At 60.9% G+C, this 25095-nt stretch carries 23 protein-coding genes; 16 read left to right on the forward strand and 7 right to left on the reverse strand.

The window, feature by feature from the left end:
• Positions 1-66 precede the first annotated feature (66 nt).
• Positions 67-2313 carry a TonB-dependent receptor gene (locus ACQY5P_RS16985; RefSeq protein ID WP_428408059.1) on the forward strand — a complete coding sequence of 749 codons (2247 nt, stop codon included), beginning with the start codon at positions 67-69 and terminating at the stop codon, positions 2311-2313.
• Positions 2314-2364: 51 nt separating this feature from the next.
• Entirely contained in the window at positions 2365-3087 is a 723-nt protein-coding gene (locus ACQY5P_RS16990) for a protein kinase domain-containing protein (RefSeq protein WP_428408060.1), read from the forward strand.
• Between the two features lie 7 nt (positions 3088-3094).
• On the opposite strand, the gene ACQY5P_RS16995 is transcribed toward ACQY5P_RS16990, so the two are convergent.
• On the reverse strand, positions 3095-4318 hold the full coding sequence (locus ACQY5P_RS16995; protein WP_428408061.1) for a cation:proton antiporter: 1224 nt from the start codon (positions 4316-4318) through the stop codon (positions 3095-3097).
• Positions 4319-4603: 285 nt separating this feature from the next.
• Between ACQY5P_RS16995 and ACQY5P_RS17000 the strand changes: the two genes are divergently transcribed.
• The 3 genes from ACQY5P_RS17000 to ACQY5P_RS17010 all read left to right on the forward strand — a co-directional run bounded on the left by ACQY5P_RS17000 (position 4604) and on the right by ACQY5P_RS17010 (position 7265).
• Positions 4604-5179: a hypothetical protein gene (locus ACQY5P_RS17000; protein ID WP_428408062.1), complete on the forward strand. Its 576-nt coding sequence runs from the start codon at positions 4604-4606 to the stop codon at positions 5177-5179.
• A gap of 48 nt (positions 5180-5227) precedes the next feature.
• Entirely contained in the window at positions 5228-6367 is a 1140-nt protein-coding gene (thiO, locus tag ACQY5P_RS17005; protein ID WP_428408063.1) for a glycine oxidase ThiO, read from the forward strand.
• A 64-nt stretch (positions 6368-6431) separates the two neighbouring features.
• Positions 6432-7265 (forward strand): transglycosylase SLT domain-containing protein, encoded by an 834-nt coding sequence (locus tag ACQY5P_RS17010; protein WP_428408064.1) that lies wholly within the window; start codon positions 6432-6434, stop codon positions 7263-7265.
• A 13-nt stretch (positions 7266-7278) separates the two neighbouring features.
• Here ACQY5P_RS17010 and ACQY5P_RS17015 read toward each other — a convergent pair whose 3' ends face one another.
• Entirely contained in the window at positions 7279-8133 is an 855-nt protein-coding gene (locus ACQY5P_RS17015) for a pentapeptide repeat-containing protein (protein ID WP_428408066.1), read from the reverse strand.
• 104 nt (positions 8134-8237) lie between these two features.
• The gene (locus ACQY5P_RS17020; protein ID WP_428408067.1) at positions 8238-11969 is read right to left on the reverse strand and encodes a vitamin B12-dependent ribonucleotide reductase; all 3732 of its coding nucleotides are present in this window, start codon (positions 11967-11969) and stop codon (positions 8238-8240) included.
• 258 nt (positions 11970-12227) lie between these two features.
• Here ACQY5P_RS17020 and ACQY5P_RS17025 point away from each other — a divergent pair, with 258 nt between their 5' ends.
• Genes ACQY5P_RS17025 through ACQY5P_RS17035 form a run of 3 tightly spaced genes read left to right on the forward strand, consistent with a single transcriptional unit; the run spans position 12228 to position 13786 of the window.
• A complete protein-coding gene (locus tag ACQY5P_RS17025; protein ID WP_428408068.1) occupies positions 12228-12638 on the forward strand; it encodes an NADH:ubiquinone oxidoreductase subunit NDUFA12 in 411 nt (136 codons plus the stop codon).
• 24 nt (positions 12639-12662) lie between these two features.
• Complete coding sequence (mlaD, locus tag ACQY5P_RS17030) at positions 12663-13157, forward strand: outer membrane lipid asymmetry maintenance protein MlaD (RefSeq protein ID WP_428408069.1); 495 nt, start codon at positions 12663-12665, stop codon at positions 13155-13157.
• Positions 13157-13786 carry a DUF2155 domain-containing protein gene (locus ACQY5P_RS17035; RefSeq protein WP_428408070.1) on the forward strand — a complete coding sequence of 210 codons (630 nt, stop codon included), beginning with the start codon at positions 13157-13159 and terminating at the stop codon, positions 13784-13786. Before mlaD ends, ACQY5P_RS17035 begins: the two co-directional genes overlap by 1 nt.
• On the opposite strand, the gene aat is transcribed toward ACQY5P_RS17035, so the two are convergent.
• A complete protein-coding gene (gene aat, locus ACQY5P_RS17040) occupies positions 13738-14403 on the reverse strand; it encodes a leucyl/phenylalanyl-tRNA--protein transferase (protein WP_428408071.1) in 666 nt (221 codons plus the stop codon). The two genes, ACQY5P_RS17035 and aat, sit on opposite strands and share 49 nt — an antisense overlap.
• Positions 14404-14522: 119 nt before the next feature.
• On the opposite strand from aat, the gene ACQY5P_RS17045 reads away from it, so the two are divergent.
• From ACQY5P_RS17045 to ACQY5P_RS17060, 4 genes are read left to right on the forward strand one after another with little or no spacing between them, the layout of a single operon-like run.
• Positions 14523-15155 carry a TetR family transcriptional regulator gene (locus tag ACQY5P_RS17045; RefSeq protein ID WP_428408072.1) on the forward strand — a complete coding sequence of 211 codons (633 nt, stop codon included), beginning with the start codon at positions 14523-14525 and terminating at the stop codon, positions 15153-15155.
• Positions 15152-16030: an HlyD family secretion protein gene (locus ACQY5P_RS17050; protein ID WP_428408073.1), complete on the forward strand. Its 879-nt coding sequence runs from the start codon at positions 15152-15154 to the stop codon at positions 16028-16030. The genes ACQY5P_RS17045 and ACQY5P_RS17050 overlap by 4 nt, the downstream gene beginning before the upstream one ends.
• Entirely contained in the window at positions 16027-16968 is a 942-nt protein-coding gene (locus ACQY5P_RS17055) for an ABC transporter ATP-binding protein (protein WP_428408074.1), read from the forward strand. Before ACQY5P_RS17050 ends, ACQY5P_RS17055 begins: the two co-directional genes overlap by 4 nt.
• Positions 16965-18092, forward strand: coding sequence for an ABC transporter permease (locus ACQY5P_RS17060; RefSeq protein WP_428408075.1), 1128 nt, complete (start codon positions 16965-16967; stop codon positions 18090-18092). Before ACQY5P_RS17055 ends, ACQY5P_RS17060 begins: the two co-directional genes overlap by 4 nt.
• On the opposite strand, the gene accC is transcribed toward ACQY5P_RS17060, so the two are convergent.
• Genes accC through aroQ form a run of 3 tightly spaced genes read right to left on the reverse strand, consistent with a single transcriptional unit; the run spans position 18089 to position 20430 of the window.
• Positions 18089-19432 (reverse strand): acetyl-CoA carboxylase biotin carboxylase subunit, encoded by a 1344-nt coding sequence (accC, locus tag ACQY5P_RS17065; RefSeq protein ID WP_428408076.1) that lies wholly within the window; start codon positions 19430-19432, stop codon positions 18089-18091. The genes ACQY5P_RS17060 and accC overlap by 4 nt on opposite strands.
• 19 nt (positions 19433-19451) lie before the next feature.
• Positions 19452-19928, reverse strand: coding sequence for an acetyl-CoA carboxylase biotin carboxyl carrier protein (gene accB / locus ACQY5P_RS17070; protein ID WP_428408077.1), 477 nt, complete (start codon positions 19926-19928; stop codon positions 19452-19454).
• 46 nt (positions 19929-19974) lie between these two features.
• Entirely contained in the window at positions 19975-20430 is a 456-nt protein-coding gene (gene aroQ / locus ACQY5P_RS17075; protein ID WP_428408078.1) for a type II 3-dehydroquinate dehydratase, read from the reverse strand.
• 125 nt (positions 20431-20555) lie between these two features.
• On the opposite strand from aroQ, the gene thiS reads away from it, so the two are divergent.
• From thiS to clpB, 4 genes are all read left to right on the forward strand, one after another.
• Positions 20556-20756 (forward strand): sulfur carrier protein ThiS, encoded by a 201-nt coding sequence (gene thiS / locus ACQY5P_RS17080; RefSeq protein WP_428408079.1) that lies wholly within the window; start codon positions 20556-20558, stop codon positions 20754-20756.
• Positions 20757-20765: 9 nt separating this feature from the next.
• Positions 20766-21536: a thiazole synthase gene (locus tag ACQY5P_RS17085; RefSeq protein WP_375207176.1), complete on the forward strand. Its 771-nt coding sequence runs from the start codon at positions 20766-20768 to the stop codon at positions 21534-21536.
• A gap of 36 nt (positions 21537-21572) precedes the next feature.
• A complete protein-coding gene (locus ACQY5P_RS17090; RefSeq protein ID WP_428408080.1) occupies positions 21573-22292 on the forward strand; it encodes a DUF4386 domain-containing protein in 720 nt (239 codons plus the stop codon).
• A 138-nt stretch (positions 22293-22430) separates the two neighbouring features.
• Complete coding sequence (gene clpB, locus ACQY5P_RS17095) at positions 22431-25088, forward strand: ATP-dependent chaperone ClpB (protein ID WP_428408081.1); 2658 nt, start codon at positions 22431-22433, stop codon at positions 25086-25088.
• The last annotated feature ends 7 nt before the right edge of the window (positions 25089-25095 follow it).

A 25095-nucleotide genomic window follows, 5' to 3' on the forward strand; every position in this document is an offset into this window, starting at 1 on the left:
ATATCTGCAATGGACAAAGATAGGGGATGCGGATAGGGCTTCGCTCCGCAGTTTTGAACGGAGTGGATGTTGCGTCGAAAACTCCTCAGTCTACCGCTTTTTTCCGCATCGCTGGCGCCGTTGATGATGGATAGCGCGCTGGCGGAAACGGACATCATCACGGTGACGGCGACGAAACGCGCGCAGGATTTGAGCGATATCGCTGCAAGCGTTGATGTCATTGCAGGCGCCGAGATCGACAAGGCGAACAGCTTTAACAGCGCCGAGGAAATCACGCAGCTTCTGTCCGGCGTTCAGGCGGCGGTCGCCAACGGCAATCAGATCGCATTCCAGATCCGCGGCATCGGCGCCGTCGACCATCAGGCGCTGACGCCGACCGCCGCGGCGGTTTACATGGACGGAGTGTTCCTCTCGACCAATGTGCAAACGGGCCCGCTGCTCTACGATCTCGAACGCGTTGAGGTGCTGAAAGGGCCGCAAGGCTCGCTCTACGGCCGCAACGCGTCTTCCGGCGCCGTTAATTTCATGTCGGCGAAGCCAACGGAAGAAACCACAGGCTATCTCGGATGGTCCTATGGAAGCTTCAACCGCCTCGATGCGACGGGCGCTCTTGGCGGATCGCTTGGCGGGAATTTGAGCGGGCGCATTGCAGGCCGGTATCTCAAACAGGATCCTGTGCTCGACAATGTTCAGACCGATCCGACGATCCCTGCGCCTGCACGCGCCGGCGGCGAGCGCGATGAATTCGGACTGCGCGGCTCATTGCAGTGGGAAGGCGAGGCGGCGACCCTCACCCTGCGCGCGCATTATGAAGAAGACAACGGCGTCAACCCGGCGCCGCGCAATTTGAATCTCGATGTCGGCAAGCACGAGATTTCTGTCGGTCCCGACGGTGTGCAGGACACCGACAGCGAGTTTTACGGTGTCTCCTTGGAAGCTGTTGCGCCGGTCGGGAACTGGGAGTTGTTTTCGCTCACGGCGCTGGAAGGCTACGGACAGGATTACGGCTTCGATTTCGACGGCGCGCCGGCGCCCTTCGGCGATCCGGCGCTGAACGCCAATCTTCATTACGATCGCGAATTCCTGCAATGGAGCGAGGAGATACGGCTGCAAGGCGACTGGCGCCTCGGTCACAGCCTGATCGGCATTGCCGCGGCGGGCGAGGATTTCGAACAGGAATATCTCATCTGGTGCGGCGAACTCGATCCTTCGACGCTTCTCGGAAGCTGCCGCTATGTGGGCGCGCCGGGGCGAGTGGGCCCAAGCCCCGCTTCGCCGGGCGTTGCGACGAGCCTCGTCACCGACATCGAGCAGACGAGGAAGACCGCCGCGATCTTCACCTATAATGACATCAACCTCAGTGATGCGCTGACCCTGACGCTTGGCGGGCGCTACACCTACGAAAATATTCACGGGTCGGGGCAGGGCGTTCACATCTTTGATGACGGCGTCGTCGCCTTTAACAATCGCGACGGCGTCGGCCCCGCTATCGGCGAGAACCGCATCAAGGAAAACCGGTTCAGCGGCAATGCAGCGCTTTCCTATCGTTTTTCCGATGCGGCGATGATCTATGCGTCCTTCGCCAATGGCTACAAAAGCGGCGGCTTTAACGGCGAGGTGCAGAATAACGCCGCGCATTTTGCCGATGAGGGGCTTTTTCGGGCCGAGACCGTCAACGCTTATGAAGTTGGGTATAAGGGCGAACCTGCGCCGGGCCTCGCGCTTCGCCTTGCCGGCTTCTATCAGGACTATGATGCGCCGCAGGCGCGGATCTTCGTCAATTTCCCGCTGCCCGGCGGCGGGTCGATCATCTCCAATTCCCTCTCTAATCTCGACAAGGCGGAGGCTTATGGCTTTGAGGGAAGTTTCGACTGGACGCCGTCGGCGGTTTTCACGCTGGGCGGCTCCGTGACGCTACTTGAAACGGAGATCAGCCAGACGACCGATATCGGCGGCAATGCGGCGCTTTTCGACGGCAATCCCTTGCCTTTCGCTTCAGATGTCTCCGCGACGGGATTTGCGCGCTACGAACATGATCTGGGGCGGGGCTTAAGGTTCGTGCTCGGCGCCAACGCGAAATATCAGAGCGCTTTTTATCTCGACGCCGAAGGCCTCGCCGACCGCCGGCAGGAAGGCTATACGATAGCCGACGCCGAGGCGGCGCTTCGATTTGACCACGGGCTCGAAATCGCGCTCCGCGGCCGAAATTTCCTCGACAAGGACTACGCCGTCTCGGGCTTCGGCTTTATCGGCTACAACGTGTTTGTCGGTCCGCCGCGGACTTGGGAAATCGCGGTGCGGAAAAGCTTTTAGAGGCGGCCGCGCCCGCTTTTCGGCGGGCGCAAAAAATGCCACTTTCGCTTCATGACAATACCCAAAAGGAACAGTTTCGGCCTTTCAAAAGGCGACCGTCTGACCTGGCGTTACGAAGTGATCGAGCGCATCGGCGCCGGCTCCGAAGGCGAAGTTTATAAGATCCGTGAAAAGGCGACGGGCCTCACCCGCGCGGCGAAGCTCTATTTCGAGACCAAGGAAAAGACCGCGCCGGTCTTCATCCGCCATGCGCGCAAACTCGATGCGCTCCGGGATTGCGACATCGTCGTCAAATATCTCCACGCGGAAGAAGTTTGGATCAACGATCGCTTCATCTACTGCATGATCTCGGAATATTTCGAGGGCTTGCTGCTGGACGATCTGCTCAAAAGCTATCGCGGCGGGCGCATGCCGGCTTTCGAGGCCTTAAGCCTCATCTACACGCTCACCATCGGCATCGAGGAAATCCACGCCCGCAAGGAATTCCACGGCGATCTGCACAAGGGCAATATTTTCGTCGAGCGCATGGGCGTGTTCTTCAAACTACGCACGATCGATTTTCACGACTGGGGCCGCACGCCGGCGGTGGAGCGGCGCTCGGACATCCTGTGCGTGGCGCGGCTGCTCTATGACCTTGTGGGCGGGCGCGAGCATTACAAGAAACAGCCCCAAGCGATCCGCGACATCTGCATGGGCAACCGCTCGGACCTGATCCTCAAGAAATTCCCGACGGTGTTTCACCTGCGGGCGCATCTCGAGACGTTTGAGTGGTGAGGGGTGGTTAACCCGCGAACCTTGCCCGCTTCTTGGCCAGCGCCGATTGTTTCAGGAACAGCTTGACCAGCGGACGCGAGGTGAGGCGCGCGGCCATGACGCCGAAAACGACGGCGACAGCGCCGACGGTGAGGATCGCGTCTTGCGCCACGATGGAGGGCGCGTCGAAGAGCGAAATCAGGAAGAGGGCCGAGGCCGCGCCCGGCGCGCCGCCGAACCAGGCGAGGAACATCTGGCTCTCGCGCGGCAAGCTTGTCTTCTTAAGCGCCGCCAGCCGCGGTCCGACCCGCATGATCGTGACCACTGCGGCGGCGAAGAGAAGTGTGAGGAGATCCGCCTGGAAGACGCGCGGCGCCAGCGCAATGCCGAAAGCAAGATAGGCGACGGGCGCGACGACCCGCTCGGCCATGCGGCGCAGGCGCACGCGCGTGACGGAGAGCGCCGTCGTCTGCTCTCCCCAGAGGAGGCCCGCCGCACCGGCGGCGAGAACGGCGTGACCGCCGATCAGCGGCGCAATGAGGAAAGAAAAAACGCCTGAAATAATCGCAAGCTCTGCGGCTTTCTTTTTCATTTTCAACTTGTTGCCGAAAAAGCCTGCGGCAAGACCTGAAGCGCCGCCAAGCGCAAAGGCGATGAGAAACTCGCGCGAAGCTTCGAACAGCGGCGTCGCCTCCGGCATGCCCTGCGGCGCGGCGGTGGCGACTGCTTCCAGCAGCACCGCAACGGGAAGGCCGAGCGCGAGGATCGCCGCGCTTTCAAGCCGAACGGCGGCCTTGATGGTTTGGGGCGCCGGGGCGCCGGTCACGGCGCGCCGGTCGAAGGCGGCGCCATTGAGGGTCAGCGCGCCCGCCAGCAGGAAAGCGGCGTTGAAGGAGAGCTGCGGCGCGAGGATGAAGGCGGCGAGCCCGCAGACAATCAGGAATAGCGGTGCGCCGCCGATCGTCAGCCGGAACGAGGCAGGGCAGACGCTCGCCAGTCTTGTGATGCGGAACTGGGCGGCGGCGGCGAAGGCGAGGGCCGCGAGCAGCGCATCGGCGCCCGCAGCGGTCCATTCGGATGGCGCGAAGGGCCCGCCAAACAGGCGCCAGACGAGCGAGCCCGCCGCGCCGGCGGCGAGCAATAGCGCCGGCGCGCGCGCGCCGGCGTCCACCATGCGGAGCACGGCGCCTTTCGATCGTCCCAGAATCAAAAACAGGGCGGCGAGGAGAGCCGCCGCGATAGCAAAAGCCATAGGGAGTTTTTTGACCGCCGTTGCGATTCCGCGCTTTTCACCCGCGCCGAATCATTTCCGCCAACTTTGGGATGATCCGGTTGCAATTGCAAATTGAATTTTTGGCAAGAATAGACCGCATACGGCGCGTTTTTCACCTTAAGCGGGAACGCATTCTTTTTTGTGCAACAGGGGGGTAGCCGGGGCTGCTCTAAGATAACACGGAAAGCTTGGGGGTGGATAATTTTTCACGGGTTTTTTTCCTGCCTTAAGATGCGCATCGAATTGTTTTTTGAAGAGGCTTTTATGAGCGCTTCCGTGGAGACGACAAAAGGCAAAACCAGAGGACGGATCAAGCGCGCGATCGCCCGCGCGGCGCCAGGTCTCGCCCGCGCGCTTGGCGGCCCGCTTGCGGGCGCCGCTGTGGAGCAACTCTCGCGCGCCATTTTCGGCGATGCGTCAGTCGATGAAGACGCGCTCGCCGATGCGCTTGCCGCCGCGACTCCGGAACAGTTGCTGGCGATCAAAAAGGCCGAACAGGATTTTGAGATTGCGCTGCGACAGGCGGCGCTGGAGCAATTGCGCATCGACGCCGCCGATCGCGCCAGCGCAAGGGACCGGCAGATCAAGATGAACGACTGGACGCCGTCGATTCTAGGCGCTTTCGTCATTCTCGGTTTCTTCGCGGTTCTGGGCTTTATGGTAGCGAAGAAACTTCCCGTGGGGGCCGAGACCGAATTCTCGATCATGCTCGGGGCGCTGGCCACCATGACGGCGGCGGTGGTCAATTACTTTTTCGGCTCCTCGGCGGGCTCTCGTGAAAAGACCCGGCTGATCGCCTTTCCCGTTCCGGAACACAAAAGCGAGGGCGACAAAAATTAGCATGAAGAGTGGATGACAATGTCTCCCTCAACGGTCAAAAGGACGGGCATGCCGACCAGGGTTTTTGACATCGCGATTATTGGCGGGGGCGTGATCGGGCTCACGCTCGCCCGCGAGCTTGGCGCGCGCGGCGCAAAAGTCGCGGTCATCGACGCCGGCGACGCCGTGCCTCAGGCCACTCCTGCGGCGGCCGGCATGCTGGCCCCGTCATTCGAAAACTGCGAGGAGTTCGGCGGGCCGAGCGAGGCGCTCTATCGTTTGGGTTCGCGCAGCCTCGAACTCTGGAAAAGCTACGCGGCGGCGCTGGAGGAGGAGACGGGAATCTTCATCGATTACCGCAATGACGGCGCGCTCGGGCTTTCATATCGCGACGCCCAGACGCAAGATCTCGCCGAACAGGCGGTGCGGGTCAAAAAACTCGGCGGCGCGGCGGAAATGATTTCCGGCGCCGAGGCGCGGGCGCTGGAGCCGGCGCTGTCAAAAGAAGTCGCCGCCGCGCTTTATGCGCCGGAAGACGCGCAAGTCGATCCGCGCCGGGTGATGGCGGCGCTGACGGTATCGCTGAACGCTCTCGATGTGGAGATGGTGCGCACGCGGGTTCTTTCGCTTGGCGAGGGCGACGCCGCGCGCCAGTTCGCCAGCGCCGATGGCGACGTCTTCGCGGCGGAAAAGATCGTCGTCGCCGCCGGCGCCGTCAGCGGTCTGACGCCGAGAGGGCTCGTTTATCCGGTCAAAGGCGAGGCGACTGCCGTTGCTGCGGAAGTCGTTCTCACCCGAGTGGTGCGGGCGCCAGGCGCCTATCTCTGCCCCAAAGCCGAAGGCAGGCTTGTCATCGGCGCGACGGAGGAGCTTGGCCCTCTGATTGATCATCATTCCGTTTCCGACGCGGCGATCGCGGGGTTGCGGGCTAATGCGGGCCGAGCTGTCCCGGCGCTGGAGACCGCGAAAGAACTGGAGCGCTGGACGGGCCTCCGGCCCGGCACGCCCGACGGGGCCCCCATCATGGGCCGGGACAAGGAAGGCCGGTTTCTCGCCCTCGGCCATTACCGCAACGGCGTCCTCCATGCGCCCGCGGCCGCGGAGGCCATGGCGGCGCTGATCCTCGGCGAGACGCCGCCTTTCGACCTTGCACCCTTCGATCCAAGGCGTTTCGGGCCGGGGCGTTTCAGTCCGGGACAGGGTGGTTAGCGCTTTGTTGACGATTGGCCGCCAAATTGAGCGGGCTGCATCGTTACGCCGCCAGAGGGTGATCATGACTGCCGAAATCGCCGCCGTTGCGACAACCGGCGCCGCGTCCGTCAAGGGCGCGGTCAAGCGCGCCAGCGTTTCCACGGGCGCCGGTTTCGACTTCCTGATGAAAATGGCCGCGCGCGAAAGCGGCTTTGATCCTAATGCGCAGGCGAAAACCTCCAGCGCAGCCGGTCTATTCCAGTTCATCGAACAGACCTGGTTTTCGACTGTCAAGAAATACGGCGCCGAACACGGGCTGGGCGCGGCATCGAATGCGATCACGCAGAACGCGCAAGGACGCTACGAAGTCAAAGATCCTGCGGCGCGCGAAAAGATTTTAAACATGCGCTTCAACGCCGATGCGGCCAGCGCCATGGCGGGCGAGCTTGCGAATGAGAACAAGTCCATGCTCGAAAGCCGGCTCGGTCGCGCGGCGACCAGCGCCGACCTTTATACGGCGCATTTCCTCGGACCCGCCGGCGCGGTGAAGCTGCTTTCCGCTGGCGCAAGCATGAATGCCGCGGAGCTTTTGCCGCAAGCTGCGGCGGCGAACCGAAATGTGTTTTACGATGGCGGTCGCGCGAAGAGCGTCGGCGAAGTCGTCGCCTCGATTGCAAGCTCCATGGGCGGCGCAGCCCGCGATACCGGAGCTGCGCCTGTGATGGCGCAAACCCAGTCCTCGCGGAATTTCTCGCCGGTGCGCAGCTACGCCCATAAGATCATGGAAGCCTTCACATCGAAGCCGGCGGCGTCAGTTCAGTCATCCGGCGGCTACAGCGCTGTTGCGCTTGCGGTTCTCGATGCGCTTGACGCCACGACGATCCGTGACGACCGCGACGATCAAAAACGTACATAATTCCAGCAGTTGCTCAGCACCGCGGGGCGGTGACGCCCTCGGGCAGTTTCGTTTCCGGCGAGGCGCAGGCGCTTGCGAGCTGTTCGGTCGTCAAGTTCACCGCGGCGGAAAGATCCGCACCGTGGATTTTCGCGCCGGTGAAGTTCGCTGCTTTCACATTAGCTCCGGCGAAGGTAGCTTTGGAGAGCGAGGCGTTGACGAACCGCACGCCCGTCAGATCGGCGCCGGTGAATTTCGCCTCGCCGGCGTTGGCGCCGTAGAAAGAGGCGCCGGCCGCGTAGGCTGCTCGAAAATCGCTTTTAGAAAGATTGGCCCCGGCGAAACTTGCAAAGGAAAGATCGGCGTCGACGAATTGCGCGCCCGAGAAATCGCCCGCCCGCGCCTTCGATTCGCGTAGTTCGGCGCCGGAGAAATCGCTGTTGACAAACATGGCGGCGTTCAGATTGGACTTCGCCATACGCGCGCCTTTGAAGTTCACTGTGTCACCCGTTGCGCCTTCAAGGCTCGCGCCGTCGAGGAGGGCTTCGTTGAACTGCGCCTTGGAAAGATAGGAGCTGGCGAAATTCGACTTCGGCAGGTCCTGATTGGAAAAAACCTGGCCAGTGAAATCCTGCGCCACATGCGTCAGATCTTGTTTTACCGTTTTGGAGCCGCCGACATTGATCGTAGGCAGTTTGACGCCGGCGCCGTCGAGGACTTTCTCGAGCTCAGGGCCGATCTGGTCCACTTGACTCAAAGGCTTGGCGAATTCTTTGCCGATTTCGGCGACAGGATTCGGCTTGTTATACTGCTGCGAGCCGGGTGTGATTGTCGTAATCAACGACAACACGGCGATCATCAATACCATTATGAGCGCGATCAACTTCACCGCGGGCTCCCCAAACTTCGTCCCTTGCAGAGTAGGACGAGCCGGGTCAACGCCCGATTAAGGATAAAATTCGAATTGTCAGAGAGGGCCGCGTTAACCTGGCGTTAAGAACAGCCGCTCGACGCGCCGCAGCTGTCGCATTTTAGGCAGGCGCCGTTCCTGACCAACGTGAACTGGCCGCATTCGGCGCAGGCGTCGCCTTCATATCCCTTGATCCGGGCTTCGGTGCGGGCGTTGCCGGGCGTCGCGAGAATGCCGCGCGGCGCCTTCTGGTTCACCGCGTCCGCAAGCTTTGCGATTTGGTCTTCGATTTCAGCCGGGCTTTCGGCGCGGACCGCTTCTTCGATGTCTTCTATATCGACATCGATGTCTTCTTCCTCTTCGGCCTCGCCATGGGCCTCACGCGCCGAGTGGCGCAGGCGGTCGAAATCGCCGCCGCGAAGGATCACAAGATTGTCCGTGACCGTTGAGCGCGAAAAGCCCTTGGAAATGAGCTTGGTCGCATCGGCCTGGGTTTTTTCCTCGCTGACGCCGCGGCCGATGGCGTCGACCGCGCTCTCGTCCGGATGCACATGGGCGAGGTCGGCGCGGCCGAGATAGGAGATCGCGAGCTCGCGGAAGATATAGTCGAGGATCGACGTCGCGTTCTTGATCTGGTCGTTGCCCTGCACCGGTCCTGACGGGTCGAAACGGGTGAAGACATAGGCGTCGACGAATTCCTCGAGCGGCACGCCATATTGCAGGCCGAGCGATACGGCGATGGCGAAATTGTTCATGAGCGAACGGAAGGCGGCGCCTTCCTTATGCATATCGATGAAGACTTCGCCGAGTTCGCCGTCGTCGAATTCGCCGGTGTGGAGATAAACCTTGTGACCGCCGACAATGGCCTTCTGGATGTAGCCTTTGCGCCGGTCGGGAAGGCGGCGCCGGCCGGGCGTTCTCTCAATGATGCGTTCGACGATGCGCTCCGCGACGATTTTCGAGCGTTCCGCCGCCGGGGCCGCGGCGATCTCTTCCTGAAGATCGTCCTCTTCTTCGACATCGGTTTCGGCGGCGAGGATTGCGGCGGCGAGCGGCTGCGAAAGTTTCGAGCCGTCGCGGTAAAGCGCAATGGATTTCAGACCCATGCGCCAGGCGAGCATGTAAGCCTTGGCGCAGTCGCCGATGCTGGCGTAATTCGGCAGATTGACTGTCTTCGAAATCGCGCCGGAAATGAAAGGCTGCGCCGCCGCCATCATTCTGAGATGCGCCTCGACGGAAAGCGCGCGGGTGCCGATGCGCCCGCACGGATTGGCGCAGTCGAAGACGTCGTAATGCTCTTCTTTCAGATGCGGCGCGCCCTCGACGGTCATCGCCCCGCAGCAGAAGAGATTGGCCTGGTGAATTTCTTCGTCCGAGAAGCCAAGATATTGCAGCACCTCATAGCCGGTAAGGGCCAGTTCGCTTTCATGCATGCCAAGCACATGAACGCAGAAATCCTCGCCCAGCGCTTGCGGCGTGAAGGCGTAGGTGAGGTCGAAGGTCGTTTTGAGGCGTTCTTCCAGCGCCTTGATGTGGCGGTCCTCGAACCCTTCGCGGCGAAGATCGTCGAGCGAAACGCCCGGCGCATCCTGAAGCGTGCCGCGGCCGGCCGCGTAATGACCGATGTCGTCGATTTCAGCCTGCGTATAGCCAAGCGCTTTCAATGCCGCCGGCACGGAGCGGTTGACGATTTTCAAAAGACCGCCGCCGGCGAGCTTCTTGAATTTAACGAGCGCGAAATCAGGTTCGATCCCCGTCGTGTCGCAATCCATCACAAGGCCGATGGTGCCGGTCGGCGCGACTACGGTCACCTGCGCGTTGCGGAAGCCGTTGATGGCGCCGAGTTCATAGGCTTCGTTCCAGACCCGCCGCGCGGCTTCGGTGACTTCGCTCCACGGGCAAGCGTTGGCGTCGAATTGCGCGGGCTCGACAGCGAGCCCTTCAAAGGCGCCCCCGATAGCGGTTCCGGCGCAGGCGCGGCGGTGATTGCGCAAGACGCGCAGCATGGCGTCGCGATTGTCGGCATATTTGGCGAACGGTCCGGCGACGGACGCCATTTCCGCGGAGGCGCGATAGGCGGCGCCGGTCATCAGCGCCGAAACGCCCGCCGCGACAGCGCGGCCTTCCTCACTGTCATACGCAAGGCCCGACGACATCAACAGCCCGCCGAGATTAGCAAAGCCTAAACCAAGCGTTCTGTAGTCGAAGGACCCGCGCGCGATTTCCGCCGACGGGTACTGCGCCATCAGGACGGAGATTTCGAGGGTCAGCGTCCAGAGGCGGCAGGCATGTTCGAAGAGATCGGCGTCGAACCCAGTATCGGTCTTGAACTTCAGAAGATTGAGCGAGGCGAGATTGCACGCTGTGTCGTCGAGGAACATGTATTCCGAGCACGGATTTGAGGCGCGGATCTCGCCGCCCGCCGGGCTCGTATGCCAGGCGTTGATCGTGTCATGAAATTGCAGACCCGGATCGGCGCAGGTCCAAGCCGCCGAACAGATATTGCTCCATAGTGCGCGGGCGCGGATGGTCTTCATCGTCTCACCGTCGGTGCGGCGGGTGAGGGACCATGGCGCGTCGTCATTCACGGCTTTCAGAAACGCGTCTGTGACGCGCACCGAATTGTTGGCGTTCTGACCGGAGACAGTCCGGTATCCTTCGCTATCCCAATCAAGGTCGTAGGTTTCCACATCGATGCGGCGATAACCCTGTTTCGCAAAGTCGATGACGCGCCGGATCGATGCATCGGGCACGAAGGCTTTTTTTGCTTCCTTGACGGCGGTTTTGAGCGCCGGATTTTGTTTCGGATCGAAGCGTGTCTCGGCGTCTTCGCCCTGCCAGCAGGCGTCGAGAATGCGCGGCAGGTGTTTTGCGTGAATGCGCGAGCCCGTCACCAGCGCAGCGACCTTTTCTTCCTCGCGCGTCTTCCAGGAAACGAAGTCCTCGATGTCCGGGTGGTCGGCGTCGACGACGACCATCTTCGCCGCGCGCCGCGTCGTGCCGCCGGACTTGACCGCGCCCGCCGCAGAGTCGCCGACCTTGAGAAAGCTTAAAAGGCCGGAGCTTTTGCCGCCGCTCGAAAGCGGTTCGTCTTGACCTCGAATGTTGGAGAAGTTCGTGCCGGAGCCGGAGCCGTATTTGAAGAGCAGCGCCTCGCGTTTCCACAAATCCATGACGCCGCCATTGCCGGTGAGGCTGTCATCGACCGACTGAATGAAACAGGCATGCGGTTGCGGGCGTTCATAGGCGCTGTCGGATTCCGTCAGCGCGCCGGTGACATGGTCCACATAAAAATGTCCCTGTCCGGCGGCGTCGATGCCGTAAGCCCAGTGAAGGCCGGTGTTGAACCATTGCGGGGAATTCGGCGCCCCGACCTGCTGCGCGAGCATCGCACGCATTTCGTCCATGAAGGCGAGCGCCGCTTCCTCATCGTCGAAATAGCCGCCCTTCCAGCCCCAATAGGTCCAGGCGCCGGCCATCCGGTCGAACACCTGCTTCGCCGATATTTCCGGCCCGTAGCGTTCTTCGGCGGGAAGTTTCGCGAGCGCCGCAATATCCGGCATGGAGCGTTGCAGGAAATTAGGAACGCCCTTTTCATTCACTTTTTTCGTTCGGGCCGGCACCCCGGCTTTGCGAAGATACTTCTGGGCGAGGATATCGACCGCGGTCTGGCTCCAGCCTTTGGGAACCTCGAGATCGCGCATCTCGAAAATGATCTCGCCGGAAAGGGCGCGGATCTCCGAATCGGCGCGACGGAAGACGACCCCGCCATAGGGCGCGCCTGAACTTTCCGTAAACCGCCGCTCGATGCGCATCTGATCCAAATCCTCCGGCCCCAGCCTTCATCGGGAAAGGGCCGGCCTCATATATAGTCGCGGGGAGCGCCGGGCTCCACCTGGGCGGGCCGCGGACTGCTCCCAACTCAGGGGGTTCGGCTAATTTTCCCCTGATTTCAAGGGAAAAGCACCCGGTGGAGCGAGCCTCCGGGCTCCCTTGCGGGGCCCGCCGACGGGCGCCATATTCGCGCCGCGACTAGGGGCTATCATGGACCCCGGAGATTCAGGAATCCTTGCATGTTTTCGCAGCTTTTTACCTGGTGGAACTCGACCACCTTCGGCACCTCCTTCACCTTGTGGCGCAAGGGGGCCAGGCTGGTGGGAACCGATGAGCAGGGTAACCGCTATTTTGAGGAAAAAGAGCCGAGCCTGCCGGGCAGCGACGGCAAGCGCCGCCGCCGCTGGGTGGTCTATCACGGCGTAGCCGAGGCGTCCCGCGTGCCCCCCGACTGGCATGGCTGGCTGCATCACACTTTTGAAGAAGCGCCGACGGTCGCGCCCTTGACGCGCCGAGCCTTCGAGAAGGATCATTTGCCGAACATGACCGGCACGCCGCTCGCCTATCATCCGAAGGGCAGCCTGTCGCGTCCAGGCGGTCCGGCCGATGTGAATGACGATTACGAGGCCTGGACGCCGGAAAGCGCGTAGGGCTGCAAAAGGGGAGGCTGATCTATGAGCCGCGCCGGAGTTTTTGAAACACTTGTCGGAGCTGTTGTCATCGCGGTAGCCGCGGCGTTTCTCGCTTATGCCTATGGCGTGAGCGGCAAGGGCGTCGGACGGGATCATTACCGCGTCGGCGCTGTCTTCGGACGCGTCGACGGCGTGACGGTCGGATCGGAAGTCAGGATCGCCGGGGTCAAGGTCGGCACCGTCGCCGGCAACAGCCTCGATCCGAAAACCTATGAAGCGAATGTTGAGCTTGCTATCGACCGCAATGTCTCCATTCCGCAGGACTCTATCGCCAAGGTCGCGTCTGACGGCATTCTCGGCGGCGCGCATATCGCGATCGAGCCGGGCGCGGCGGAAGAAATGCTGGTTGAAGGTGACAAGATTGTCATCACGCAAGGCTCTGTCGACCTCCTTAGCCTCGCCGTGCAGGCGTTCACGTCAGGCAATGGAAACAACAAAGATGAAGCTGTGAGCGCCGATCCCTTAGGAGACATGTAATGCGTTGCGTCTCAGTTGTTGCTGCGTTGTGTTTCGTTTTCGCATCCGCGCAGGCGCAGGACGATCCGCTCTTCAACGAACCCGCCGCTGATGATGAGCTCAGCGAGCTCGAAATTCTGTCTCAGGCGCAGGACGATCCTTTTGCCACGGTTGTTGAAACGGAAAAGCGTGAGCCGGTATCGGTCACCTTGCGCGCACTCAACAAAATCACGGCGCGTTACACCGATCTTGAGATCGAGATGAATGAGATTGCGCGTTTCGGTTCGCTCGAAATACAGCCGCGCACCTGCGACAAACGCCCGCCGGAAGAGTTTCCGGAAACGACAGCGTTTCTCGAGATTTTCGACACGGAATATGAGAGCCGTCAGAGCGACCTGAAAATTCAGGAGCCTGAAATTCTCGAGGATGAGATCAAGACGACGGAGCTCGCCATCCTGCCGGGCGAAGCGGTCGGCGACGCCCCGCAAGTGAATGAGCCGGCGCCGGTCGTGCTGGAAGGTCCGCAGGCGAGGGGCGTCAATATTTTTCGCGGGTGGATGTTCGCGTCAACGCCGGCGCTTAATGCGCTTGAACATCCCGTCTATGACGTCTGGGTGATCGACTGCAAAACCCGCGTCGCATCCAACTGATCCGGCGCGGCGAAGAAGTCCGCCTCAGCCTTCACCGCTTTCTGCAAACCGATCTGGTAATCCGCGTCGTCCATGGCGATGAGGCCGAACTGCACGAGATGCTCGTTGAAAAACTGCGCGTCGATGAAATGAAAGCCGCCGATCTTCAGCCGCGCCATCAAATGCAGCATGGCGACTTTCGACGCGTTGGTCTCGCGCGAGAACATACTCTCGCCGCAAAAGGCCGCGCCCAGGACGACGCCGTAAAGCCCGCCCACAAGCTTTCCTTCGCGCCAGCATTCGATGGAATGAGCGCGCCCCTGAAAATAGAGCTCCGAATAAGCCTCGATGATCGCATCGTTGATCCAGGTGTCGGGCCGCGCCTTCGTCGCCTCGGCGCAGGCCGTCATCACCTCCGTGAACGCCGTATCGATGCGGATCTCGAAAGGCTCGGTCTTTAAAAACCGCGCGAGCTTTTTCGGAACATGCGCTGCATCAAGAGGAATGACCCCGCGCTCGTCGGGCAGGACCCAGACGACGCTTGCATCCTCGCGTGAGCGCGCCATGGGAAAATAGCCGAGCGTGTAGGCCTTTAGGAGGTCCTCAGTTGATATCGAATGAGCCGAATCGCGGGGCATGGCCTCAAGCTTACGCCGTCTCGCCGCCAGCAGTCACCTACGCTGAAATGCAGGCGATTATTGATTTCTTAAGGGCGATTAGTATATGACTGACGGGTTAGTTAGTGACTGTCCCCCTTATGAGCCACCTGGCCAGACAGAATCCAAAATGGCGCCGGCGCGCCGAAAGCCGGCCGGAAGAGATTCTGGATGCTGCGCTGGAAGTCTTCGAACGGGACGGCTTTGACGCAGCGAGAGTAGAGGATGTCGCGAAGACGGCGCAGCTCTCGAAAGCCGGCGTCTATCTTTATTTCGAGACTAAGGATGCGATCCTGCGCGGGCTCATCGAGCGCGAAGTGGCGCCGGTGGCGCGTAATCTTCGCGCGGTCGCTGACGCGGGCGTCGAAGACCCGGCGGCGTCTTTGCGCATGATGGCGGCGGCTCTGACCCAGCTGGCAAGCGACAAAAAAAAATTCGCCGTGCCGCGCATCGTTCTTTCCGTGGCGGGCCGTTATCCGGACCTTGCCGCATTCTATCGGGAGAATGTTGTGGAGCAGGGGCTCGGCGCCGTGAAGACGCTTCTTGAAGCGGGGATGGGGCGAGGGCTTTTCAGACCGTGCGATGCGAACATCGCCGCGCGCATGCTTCTCGGTCCGATTTTCATTCACGGCTTTTACACGCATTTTCTTCATGGCGATCCTGGGCCGCTTAATCCCGCTGAACGTGTCGAAGCGCATATGGATATTTTACTGAACGGGTTGAGGGCGGCGTGACGCGTAGCATTATTGTCATAAGCGCGGCAGCGCTGCTTGTGAGCTGCTCCAAGGCGTCCGAGAGTCGCCTCACCGGCTATGTAGAGGCGGAGACGCTTTACATGGCGCCGCAGGAGGGGGGCGCCATCGAGAATATTCTGGTCAATGAAGGCGACAGGGTAGAGGCGGGCGCTGTCTTGTTCCGCATGAGAGCTGACAAGGTGCTCTATCAAGCCGAGCAGGCCGAGGCGGCGGCGAAGGCCGCTGAAAAACGCTCTGAAGACAGCGGGTCTCTCGCCAAAGCAGTCGCGGAAGCTGAAGCAAATCTCAGCCGGGTGTCTGCGGATTTCGGCCGCACGCAAAAACTTTATCGCGACGGTTATGTCGCAAAGGCGCGGTTCGATTCAGATCGAGCGGCGTTGACGGCGGCGGAGGCGCAGCTCGAACGCGCGCGCGCTGAAAAAGAGGCGGCGCAAGAGGATTATCAGTCAGTTGAAGCGCAGGCGGGTTTTGTGAAGCAACGCCTAGACGATCTTACGGTCTCGGCGCCGCAGGCGGGAAGCATCGAACGGATTTATCGGCGGGCAGGCGAAGTCGCCGCCGCCGGCGATCCTGTCGTCGCGCTGTTGCCGCCGAATAATCTGAAGCTGAAATTTTATGCCCCGGAACGGATACTGTCTTCCTTTGCGCCAGGCAAGGAACTGAGCTTCCGGTGCGACGGCTGCGATGGCGGCCTGAAAGCGCGCGTCACCTATGTCGCGGCGGAACCGCAATTCACGCCGCCGGTGATCTACAGCCTCGATGAACGCGACAAGCTGGTCTTTCTGGTTGAAGCGCGGCCGCTAGCGCCCGAAGGACTGCGGCCGGGGCTGCCCGTGGACATTTCAATCCCATGAACGGCGAACCGGTCATCGATGTGCGCGGGTTGACCAAACGGTTCGGTGACAAGACGGTTGTCGACCATTTCGATCTCAAAGTGCCGCGCGGGTCGATTTACGGCTTTCTCGGGCCCAATGGCTCCGGCAAGACGACGACGATTCGCATGGTCTGCGGTCTTCTGAAACCCGATGAAGGCGAAGGCACCTGTCTCGGTTATGACGTCCTTCATGAGAGCACTGAGATCAAGACCCATGTGGGCTACATGACCCAGCGCTTTTCGCTCTATGAAGATTTGAGCATTCGCGAAAACCTGGAATTTTTTACGCGTCTCTACGGGCTCGATCGCATGCGGCAGCGCGTCGATGAGGCGATTGCATCTCTCGGGCTTGAAGGCCGCGCCAGACAGCTTGCGGGCAGTTTGTCCGGCGGTTGGAAACAGCGTTTGGCGCTCGCCGCCTGCATGATCCACGAGCCGCAATTGCTGCTGCTCGATGAACCCACCGCTGGCGTCGATCCGAAAGCGCGGCGCGATTTCTGGGATACGATCCGCGCCTATGCGCGCCAAGGCGTGACGACGCTGGTTTCAACGCATTACATGGATGAGGCGGTGCAATGCGACCGCATCGCCTATATCTCCTACGGCAAAAAACTTCTCGACGCGCCGACCGCTGAAATATCGGAACGGCTCGGGCTTCACGCCTTCAAGATCGACAATGGCGACCTCGAAAAACTTTCATCGATCCTGAAAGATGCGCCTGGCGTCGACATTCTCGCGCGCTTCGGCGCTTCCATTCATGTCTGCGGCAAGGATCGCGAGAGGTTGGCCGCCGCCGTCGATCGCGTTCGGGACGGGGACGGTGTGCGGATACAGGAAATCGAAGCGGGGCTCGAAGAAGCTTTCATCTATCTGATGGCGGGAAGCGATGATAATTTCGGCATGGGGGCGGCCGCATGATATCCTTCTCGCGGATCGCCGCCGTCTTCATCAAGGAGCTGGTGCAAATGCGCCGGGACCGGCCCACCTTCGCCATCATGATCATGGTGCCGGTGATGCAGCTCGCGCTTTTCGGCTTCGCCATCAATACCGATCCGCGCCATCTGCCGGCGGCGGTGGAGCTGCGCGACGACGGGCCGCTGACGCGCAGCCTTCTGGCGTCGCTCCGGCAGTCGACTTATGTCGAAATCACGGACATCGTCCGCACCGATGCGGAGGGCGAAGAACTCCTGCGCTCCGGCAAGGTGAATTTTCTCATTGTCATTCCGGAAAATTTTGAAACGGAGTTCGTGCGCGGCGAGCGTCCGGAGATTCTCATCGCGGCCGACGCCTCCGACCCGGTCGCTGCGTCTGGGGTCATCGGCGCGCTCAATGAAATCGCCCGCCGGGCTTTTCAGCCGGAGCTCGAAAGGCTGCCCGGCAAGCTGCGCGGCGGCGCGACGCCTTATAATGTCGTCATTCACCGGCAATACAATCCGGAGGGCGTGACCGCCTTCAACATCGTGCCGGGGCTGCTCGGCGTCATCCTGACCATGACCATGACCATGATTACGTCGATTGCGCTCACCCGCGAGCGCGAACGCGGCACATATGAAGCGCTGCTGTCGTCGCCCGTGCGCCCGCTTGAAATCATGATCGGCAAGACGACGCCCTACATTATTGTCGGGGCGATCCAGGCGACCATTATTATTCTGGCCGCTCGTTATGTATTCGGCATTCCGTTCACCGGGGATGTGCTTGCCTTTCTCTTGGTTATTTCGATTTTCATCCTGACCAATCTGATGCTCGGCTATCTTATCTCGACCGTGGCGAAGACGCAGATGCAGGCGATGCAGATGACGTTTTTCGTCTTTCTGCCGTCAATTCTCTTATCCGGGTTTATGTTTCCGTTTCGCGCCATGCCGTTCTGGGCGCGCGCCATCGGCGAAGGCATTCCCAACACGCATTTTCTGCGCATGGTCCGGGAAATCATGCTGAAAGGGGCGGGCCTCGCCGATATTCAGGGCGATCTGGGCCCGCTAGTCCTGATCCTGTTGGTGCTTGCAGGAATTGCGCTGATGCGCTTCCAGCGGACGCTAGATTAGTCCTTTTCGGCGAGCCACTCTTCGAGCCAGTGGATGTGATAGTCGCCCGTCTTGAAGGCGGGGTCATCCACAAGCTCCATGAACAGGGGGACGGTCGTCTCCACGCCCACAAAAACCATTTCCGAAAGAGCGCGCTTGAGGCGTGCGATGCAATGGGCGCGGTCGTCGCCATAGACGATCAGCTTGCCGATCATGGAGTCATAATAAGGCGGGATTTTGTAACCCGTATAGACGGCCGAATCGAACCGCACGCCCGGGCCTCCAGCGGGATGGAACTGGGTGATGACGCCGGGCGAGGGGCGGAAAGTGCGCGGGTTTTCGGCGTTCACGCGGCATTCGATGGCGTGACCTTTGAAAACGATCTCTTCCTGCTTGAAGGACAGTTTGTTTCCGGCCGCCACAAGGATTTGCTCGCGCACGAGATCGACGCCCGTCACCTGTTCCGTGATTGGATGCTCCACCTGCAGGCGGGTGTTCATCTCGATGAAATAAAACTCGCCGTTCTCGTAGAGAAATTCGATTGTACCCGCGCCCAGATAACCAATCTTTTCGATCGCTTTCCTGACCGTCTCGCCGATTCTGACGCGTTCTTTATCCGTCAGCGCCGGCGACAGGGCTTCTTCGAGCACTTTCTGGTGGCGGCGCTGGAGCGAGCAGTCGCGTTCGCCGAGCTGGACGACATTGCCATGACTGTCGGCGATGATCTGCAGTTCGATATGGCGCGGCAGGGTCAGATATTTTTCCAGATAAACTGCGTCGTCGCCAAAAGCGGCCTTGGCCTCGGCTTTTGCGGTCGAAAGCGCCTCCGAAAGGTCGGCCGCAGTCTTGGCGACCTTCATGCCGCGCCCTCCGCCGCCGGCTGCGGCTTTCACCAACACCGGATAGCCGATTTTCTCGGCCTCTTCGCGGGCGTCTTCGTAGGAAAGAACGGCGCCGTCGGAGCCCGGCACCAGCGGAATGCCGGCCTTGCCAACCGCCTCCTTGGCGGCGATCTTGTCGCCCATCACGCGGATATGCTCCGGGTTCGGACCGATGAAAGTGATATTGTGCGCGGCGACGATCTCAGCAAAGCGCGCATTCTCGGACAAGAACCCATAACCCGGGTGAATGGCGTCGGCGTCCGTGATTTCCGCGGCTGAAATGATCGCGGGAATGTTCAGGTAGCTGTCTTTCGGCGCAGGCGGACCGATGCAGACGCTCTCGTCCGCGAGGCGCACATGCATGGCGTCCGCGTCGGCGGTCGAATGCACCGCGACCGTGGAAATGCCGAGCTCCTTGCACGCCCTGTGAATGCGAAGGGCGATTTCACCGCGATTGGCGATCAGGACCTTGTTGAACATGGCTATCCGTCAACCCCGCTTATTCGATGATCAGCAAGGGTTCGTCGAACTCCACCGGCTGGGCGTCGGACACGATAATTTTCGTCACCTTGCCCGAACGCGGCGAGGCGATGGGGTTCATGGTTTTCATGGCCTCGACGATCATCAGCGTCTGGCCTTCGGTTACTTGCGCGCCTTCGCGGACAAAGGGATCGGCGCCGGGCGAGGGCGAAAGATAGGCGGTTCCCACCATAGGCGATTTCACGGCACCTGGATGACTGGCTGTCGGCGCCGGCGCAGATGCAGCGGGCGCAGAGGAGGCGGCCGGCGCAGAGGGCGCGGCGACAGGCGGCGGCGCGGCGAAAGCCGCAACGCCGCCCTGGCGAGAAACGCGCAGGCGCGTATTGTCTTTTTCAATCTCGATTTCGGTAAGGCCGGTTTCTTCAAGGATCCCGGCGAGTTCGCGAATCCATGCGGCTTCCGCCCCATGTTCTTTTTGGTCTTTCTTCTCGGACATGCGATTCCCGCTTCTTTAGATGCAACGCGCCGCTTTAAGGCGGCTCTCAGGAGGCCGCGCGGCTTTCCACTAGGCTTTTAAGGGCTTCGAGCGCCAAACGATAGCCCGGCGCGCCAAGCCCCATCATCACGCCATCGACGGCCGCGGCTGTCACCGAGTGGCGCCGGAAGGCTTCTCGGGCGTGAATGTTGGAGAGATGGACTTCGATCTTCGGCAGCTTCGCCGCCTGGAGGGCGTCGAGGAGGGCGATGGAGGTGTGGGTGTAGGCGCCGGGATTGATGATCAGCCCGGCCCCCTTGGCGGCCGCCTCCTGCACCCAGTCCACAAGGGTCCCTTCGGTGTTGGACTGGCGGAATTCGACGGAAAAGCCCAATTCCTTGGCCTTCGCCTTCACCGCCGCTTCGATGTCGGCGAGGGTGGTTTTGCCGTAGATTTCGGGCTCTCTCGTCCCCAAGAGGTTGAGATTGGGGCCATTGAGGACATAGATCGTCTTCGAAGCCATGTTTTCGCCCTGTCTTCCTTGCGGGGCCCGCCGCGCCTGAATACATCTTGCGCCCGAAAGAGGCGCGAGCGCCCTAGTAAAACGGGCCTTTCTCTGGCGCAATAGACTGAAGAGATTGAATTTTCATGGATATTACCGTGAATGGCGAGAAAAGGCGGTTCGAGGGCCCGATCACCGTGGCGGGGCTCCTCACGGCGCTCGATCTCCAACCCCGCAAGATCGCCGTGGAACGCAATCTCGAAATCGTCCCGAAGTCGCTTTTCGGCGAGACGGCGCTCTCAGACGGGGACAAGATCGAAATCGTCCAGTTCGTGGGCGGCGGATAGGGTTTGAAGATGACGGATATTCTGGAAGTCGCGGGGCGGAAGCTGAACTCCCGCCTCATCATCGGCACCGGCAAATACAAAACCTATGAGGAGAACGCGCAGGCCGCCGAGGCCGCGGGCGCGGAAATGGTGACAGTCGCCGTGCGCCGGGTGAACCTCACCGACAAAGACAAGCCCATGCTGGTCGATTATCTCGACCCGGAGAAATACATCTATCTGCCGAACACCGCCGGTTGCTTCACCGCCGAGGATGCCATTCGAACTTTGCGTTTAGCGCGCGAGGCGGGCGGCTGGGAGCTGGTGAAGCTCGAAGTGCTTTCCGACCAGAAGACGCTTTATCCGGACATGGAGGAAACCCTGCGCGCCGCGAAGCTTCTGATCAAGGAAGGCTTCGATGTCATGGTCTATTGCTCCGACGATCCGGTCTATGCGCGCAAGCTCGAAGACGCAGGCTGCTGCGCCATCATGCCTCTGGGGTCGCTCATCGGGTCGGGGCTTGGGATCATGAACCCGGTGAATATCCGCCTCATCGTCGAGCAATCCTCCGTGCCCGTCATTGTGGATGCTGGCGTCGGCACGGCGTCGGACGCGGCGGTCGCCATGGAGCTCGGCTGCGACGGGGTTCTGATGAACACCGCGATTGCAGAAGCCAAAGACCCGATCCTGATGGCGAGCGCCATGAAACACGCTGTTATCGCGGGCCGCGAAGCCTATCTCGCGGGCCGCATGCCGAAGAAACGCTACGCCGATCCGTCGAGCCCGCTGGCGGGACTGATATAGGCGGGGTTGATTTAAAAAATAAAAGGAGAGGGGAACATGGGGCAGATGGAGATCACCAAGCCACAAACCTACGCCCGTTTTGCTGGCTTCAACTATCTTCTCATTTTCGTTTTCGCGATCTTCGCGAATTTTTTCGTTCTGTCGAAACTGATCGTCAGCGGCGACGCTTCGACGACGGCGGCGAATATCGCGTCGAATGAAAGTCTCTACCGCCTCGCCATCGCGGCGTTTTTCGTTGTGCTCATTTGCGATGTTTTCATTTCATGGGCGCTGTATCTCATCCTCCAGAAAACCGATCCGCATTTATCGCTGCTGGCGGCGCTGTTTCGCCTGACCTACACAGTTGCGCAGATCGGCGTGCTTCTGAATCTTGTGAGCGCGCTTGAATTTGCTGGCGCATCCGACCCGTCGGGCGCGCTGGCGGCGATCAATGATGCCGCCTGGCCCTATTATTTTCTCGGGAGCCACAATACCGGCTTCACCCTGACGCTGATCTTTTTTGGCCTGCATTTGCTGCTGCTCGGATATCTGGTGATCCGGTCGTCTTTCCTGCCATCCCTGATCGGAATTCTGGTGATGATTGCCGGTGGGGGCTACATCATCGACGGGTTCAACGAGATCCTCGATTGGGGCTATTTCGGCGTCCCTAACGCGGGACTTTATGTCGTCATCCTGCCGGCGCTGCTGGGCGAGGGGACGCTGATGTTGTGGCTCCTGATTCGGGGGCTCAACCGGGAAAAATGGCTTTCCGGCTGAGGTTGGGCGGCCTTTAAAGCGGCTGAAAATTTGCCGCAGCAGCTTGATCTTGGGCGTTCGCCACCCATTTTGAGGTAGAACAAGGCGTCGCCGCAAACGGGGCGCTATTAACCTTTTGACGCTCAAGCCGAGGTCGAGATGCAATTTGAAAACTACACGGACCGCGCCCGCGGTCTCATTCAGGCCGCGCAAACCATCGCCCTGCGGGACGGCCACCAGCAATTCACCCCCGAACATATCCTGAAAGCGCTCCTGGACGACCAGGAAGGCTTAGCCGCGAACCTCATTCGCGCCGCTGGCGGCCAGCCGGAAAAGGCCCTGCAACTGACCGATGAGGCGCTCGGCAAGCTGCCCAAAGTTGAAGGCGGGGGCGGGCAGCTCTACATGGCGCCGCCGACCGCGAAGGTGTTCGCGTCCGCCGAGGAGATCGGCAAGAAAGCGGGCGACAAATTCGTCACCGCCGAACGGCTCCTCACCGCGCTGGCGGTGGAAGCGAGCGCCGGGACTGCGAAAATCCTTAAAGATTCCGGCGTCACCGCTGCGAAACTCAATCAGGCGATCAACGACATCCGCAAGGGCCGCACGGCTGACACCGCCTCCGCCGAGCAGGCCTATGATGCGCTGAAGCGCTACGCCCGCGACCTCACCGAAGCGGCCCGCGAAGGCAAGCTAGATCCCGTCATCGGCCGCGACGAAGAAATCCGCCGCACCATGCAGGTGCTCTCGCGCCGGACCAAAAACAATCCGGTGCTGATCGGCGAACCCGGCGTCGGCAAGACCGCCATCGCCGAAGGGTTGGCGCTCCGCATCGTCAATGGTGACGTGCCCGAAAGCCTGAAAGACAAATCGCTTCTCGCGCTCGACATGGGTGCGCTCATCGCCGGCGCGAAATATCGAGGTGAATTCGAAGAGCGGCTGAAAGCCGTGCTGAACGAGGTCACTGGCGCCGCCGGTAAAATCATCCTCTTCATCGACGAGATGCACACGCTTGTGGGCGCCGGCAAATCCGACGGAGCCATGGACGCCTCGAACCTTTTGAAACCGGCGCTGGCGCGTGGCGAGCTTCACTGCGTCGGCGCGACGACCCTCGACGAATACCGAAAATATGTGGAGAAGGACGCGGCGCTCGCCCGGCGTTTCCAGGCGGTCTTCGTGGACGAGCCGACGGTCGAGGACACGATTTCGATCCTGCGCGGCCTTAAGGAGAAATACGAACTTCATCACGGCGTGCGCATCTCCGACAGCGCCATCGTCGCCGCGGCGACCCTGTCGAACCGCTACATCACCGACCGCTTCCTGCCCGACAAGGCCATCGACCTGGTGGACGAGGCGGCGTCGCGCCTTCGCATGGAAGTGGATTCCAAACCCGAAGAACTCGACGAGCTCGACCGCCGCATCATCCAGATGAAGATCGAGCGCGAAGCGCTGAAAAAGGAAGACGACCGCGCCTCGAAAGATCGTCTCGAAAAGCTCGACAAAGAATTGTCGGAGCTTGAGCAGAAATCCGCGGACCTGACGGCGCGTTGGAAAGCGGAAAAAGAAAGCCTCGCCTCGGCGACCAAGGTCAAAGAAATCCTCGACGCTGCACGCCAGCAACTGGCGGATGCGGAGCGCAAGGGCGATCTCGCCCGAGCGTCGGAGCTGAAATACGGAACAATCCCTGCGCTCGAAAAACAGCTTCAGGCGAACGAAGAAAAAGAGGCCGACAATTCCAAAGCGCTCGTGCACGAAGTCGTCGATGACGAAAACATCGCCGCTGTCGTGTCGCGCTGGACAGGCGTTCCGGTCGACAAGATGCTTGAAGGCGAGCGTGAGAAATTGCTCGCCATGGACAAGGCGCTCGGCAAACGGGTTGTCGGTCAGCATGAAGCGGTGGAAGCGGTTTCCGCCGCCGTGCGCCGTGCGCGCGCCGGGCTTAAAGACCCGAACCGGCCTATGGGCTCGTTTCTCTTCCTCGGGCCCACCGGCGTTGGTAAGACCGAGCTCACAAAAGCGCTCGCCGAATTCCTGTTCGACGACGAGACCGCGATTGCGCGGATCGACATGTCGGAATTCATGGAGAAACACTCGGTCGCCCGCCTCATCGGCGCGCCGCCAGGCTATGTGGGTTATGAGGAAGGCGGCGTTCTGACCGAACGCGTGCGCCGGCGGCCTTATCAGGTCGTCCTTTTTGACGAGATCGAAAAGGCGCATCCGGATGTCTTTAACGTGTTGTTGCAGGTGCTCGACGACGGGCGCCTCACCGACGGGCAGGGACACACGGTCGACTTCAAGAACACGCTCATCATCATGACGTCTAACCTTGGCGCCGAATATCTCGCGAACCAGCCGGAAGGCGAGGATAGCGATGCGGTGCGTCCGCAGGTGATGGAGGCGGTCCGCGCGAAATTCCGTCCGGAGTTCCTCAACCGTCTCGACGAGATCATCCTGTTCCACCGCCTGTCGCGCGGGAACATGGATCAGATCGTCGACATTCAGGTCGCCCGCCTGCAAAAGCTTCTGGCCGACCGCAAGATCACCCTCGATCTTGATGACAAGGCGCGCCACTGGCTTGGCGACAATGGCTACGATCCCGTCTATGGGGCGCGTCCGCTGAAGCGCGTCATCCAGAAGAAATTGCAGGATCCGCTGGCCGAGCTTATTCTCTCCGGTGAAATCGGCGATGGCGAAACGTTGGCGATTTCCACCGATGAAAACGGGCTGACGATCAACGGGAAGTCCGTCGGCGGACGCGATGCGTTTTCGCTGGGCGGGTCGCGCCCCGACGCGCCGCCGGCGGGGGCGCTGCTCAATTAAGGCTCGA

It is taken from the genome of Hyphococcus sp. (assembly GCF_965267305.1).
Classification (GTDB): domain Bacteria; phylum Pseudomonadota; class Alphaproteobacteria; order Caulobacterales; family Parvularculaceae; genus Hyphococcus.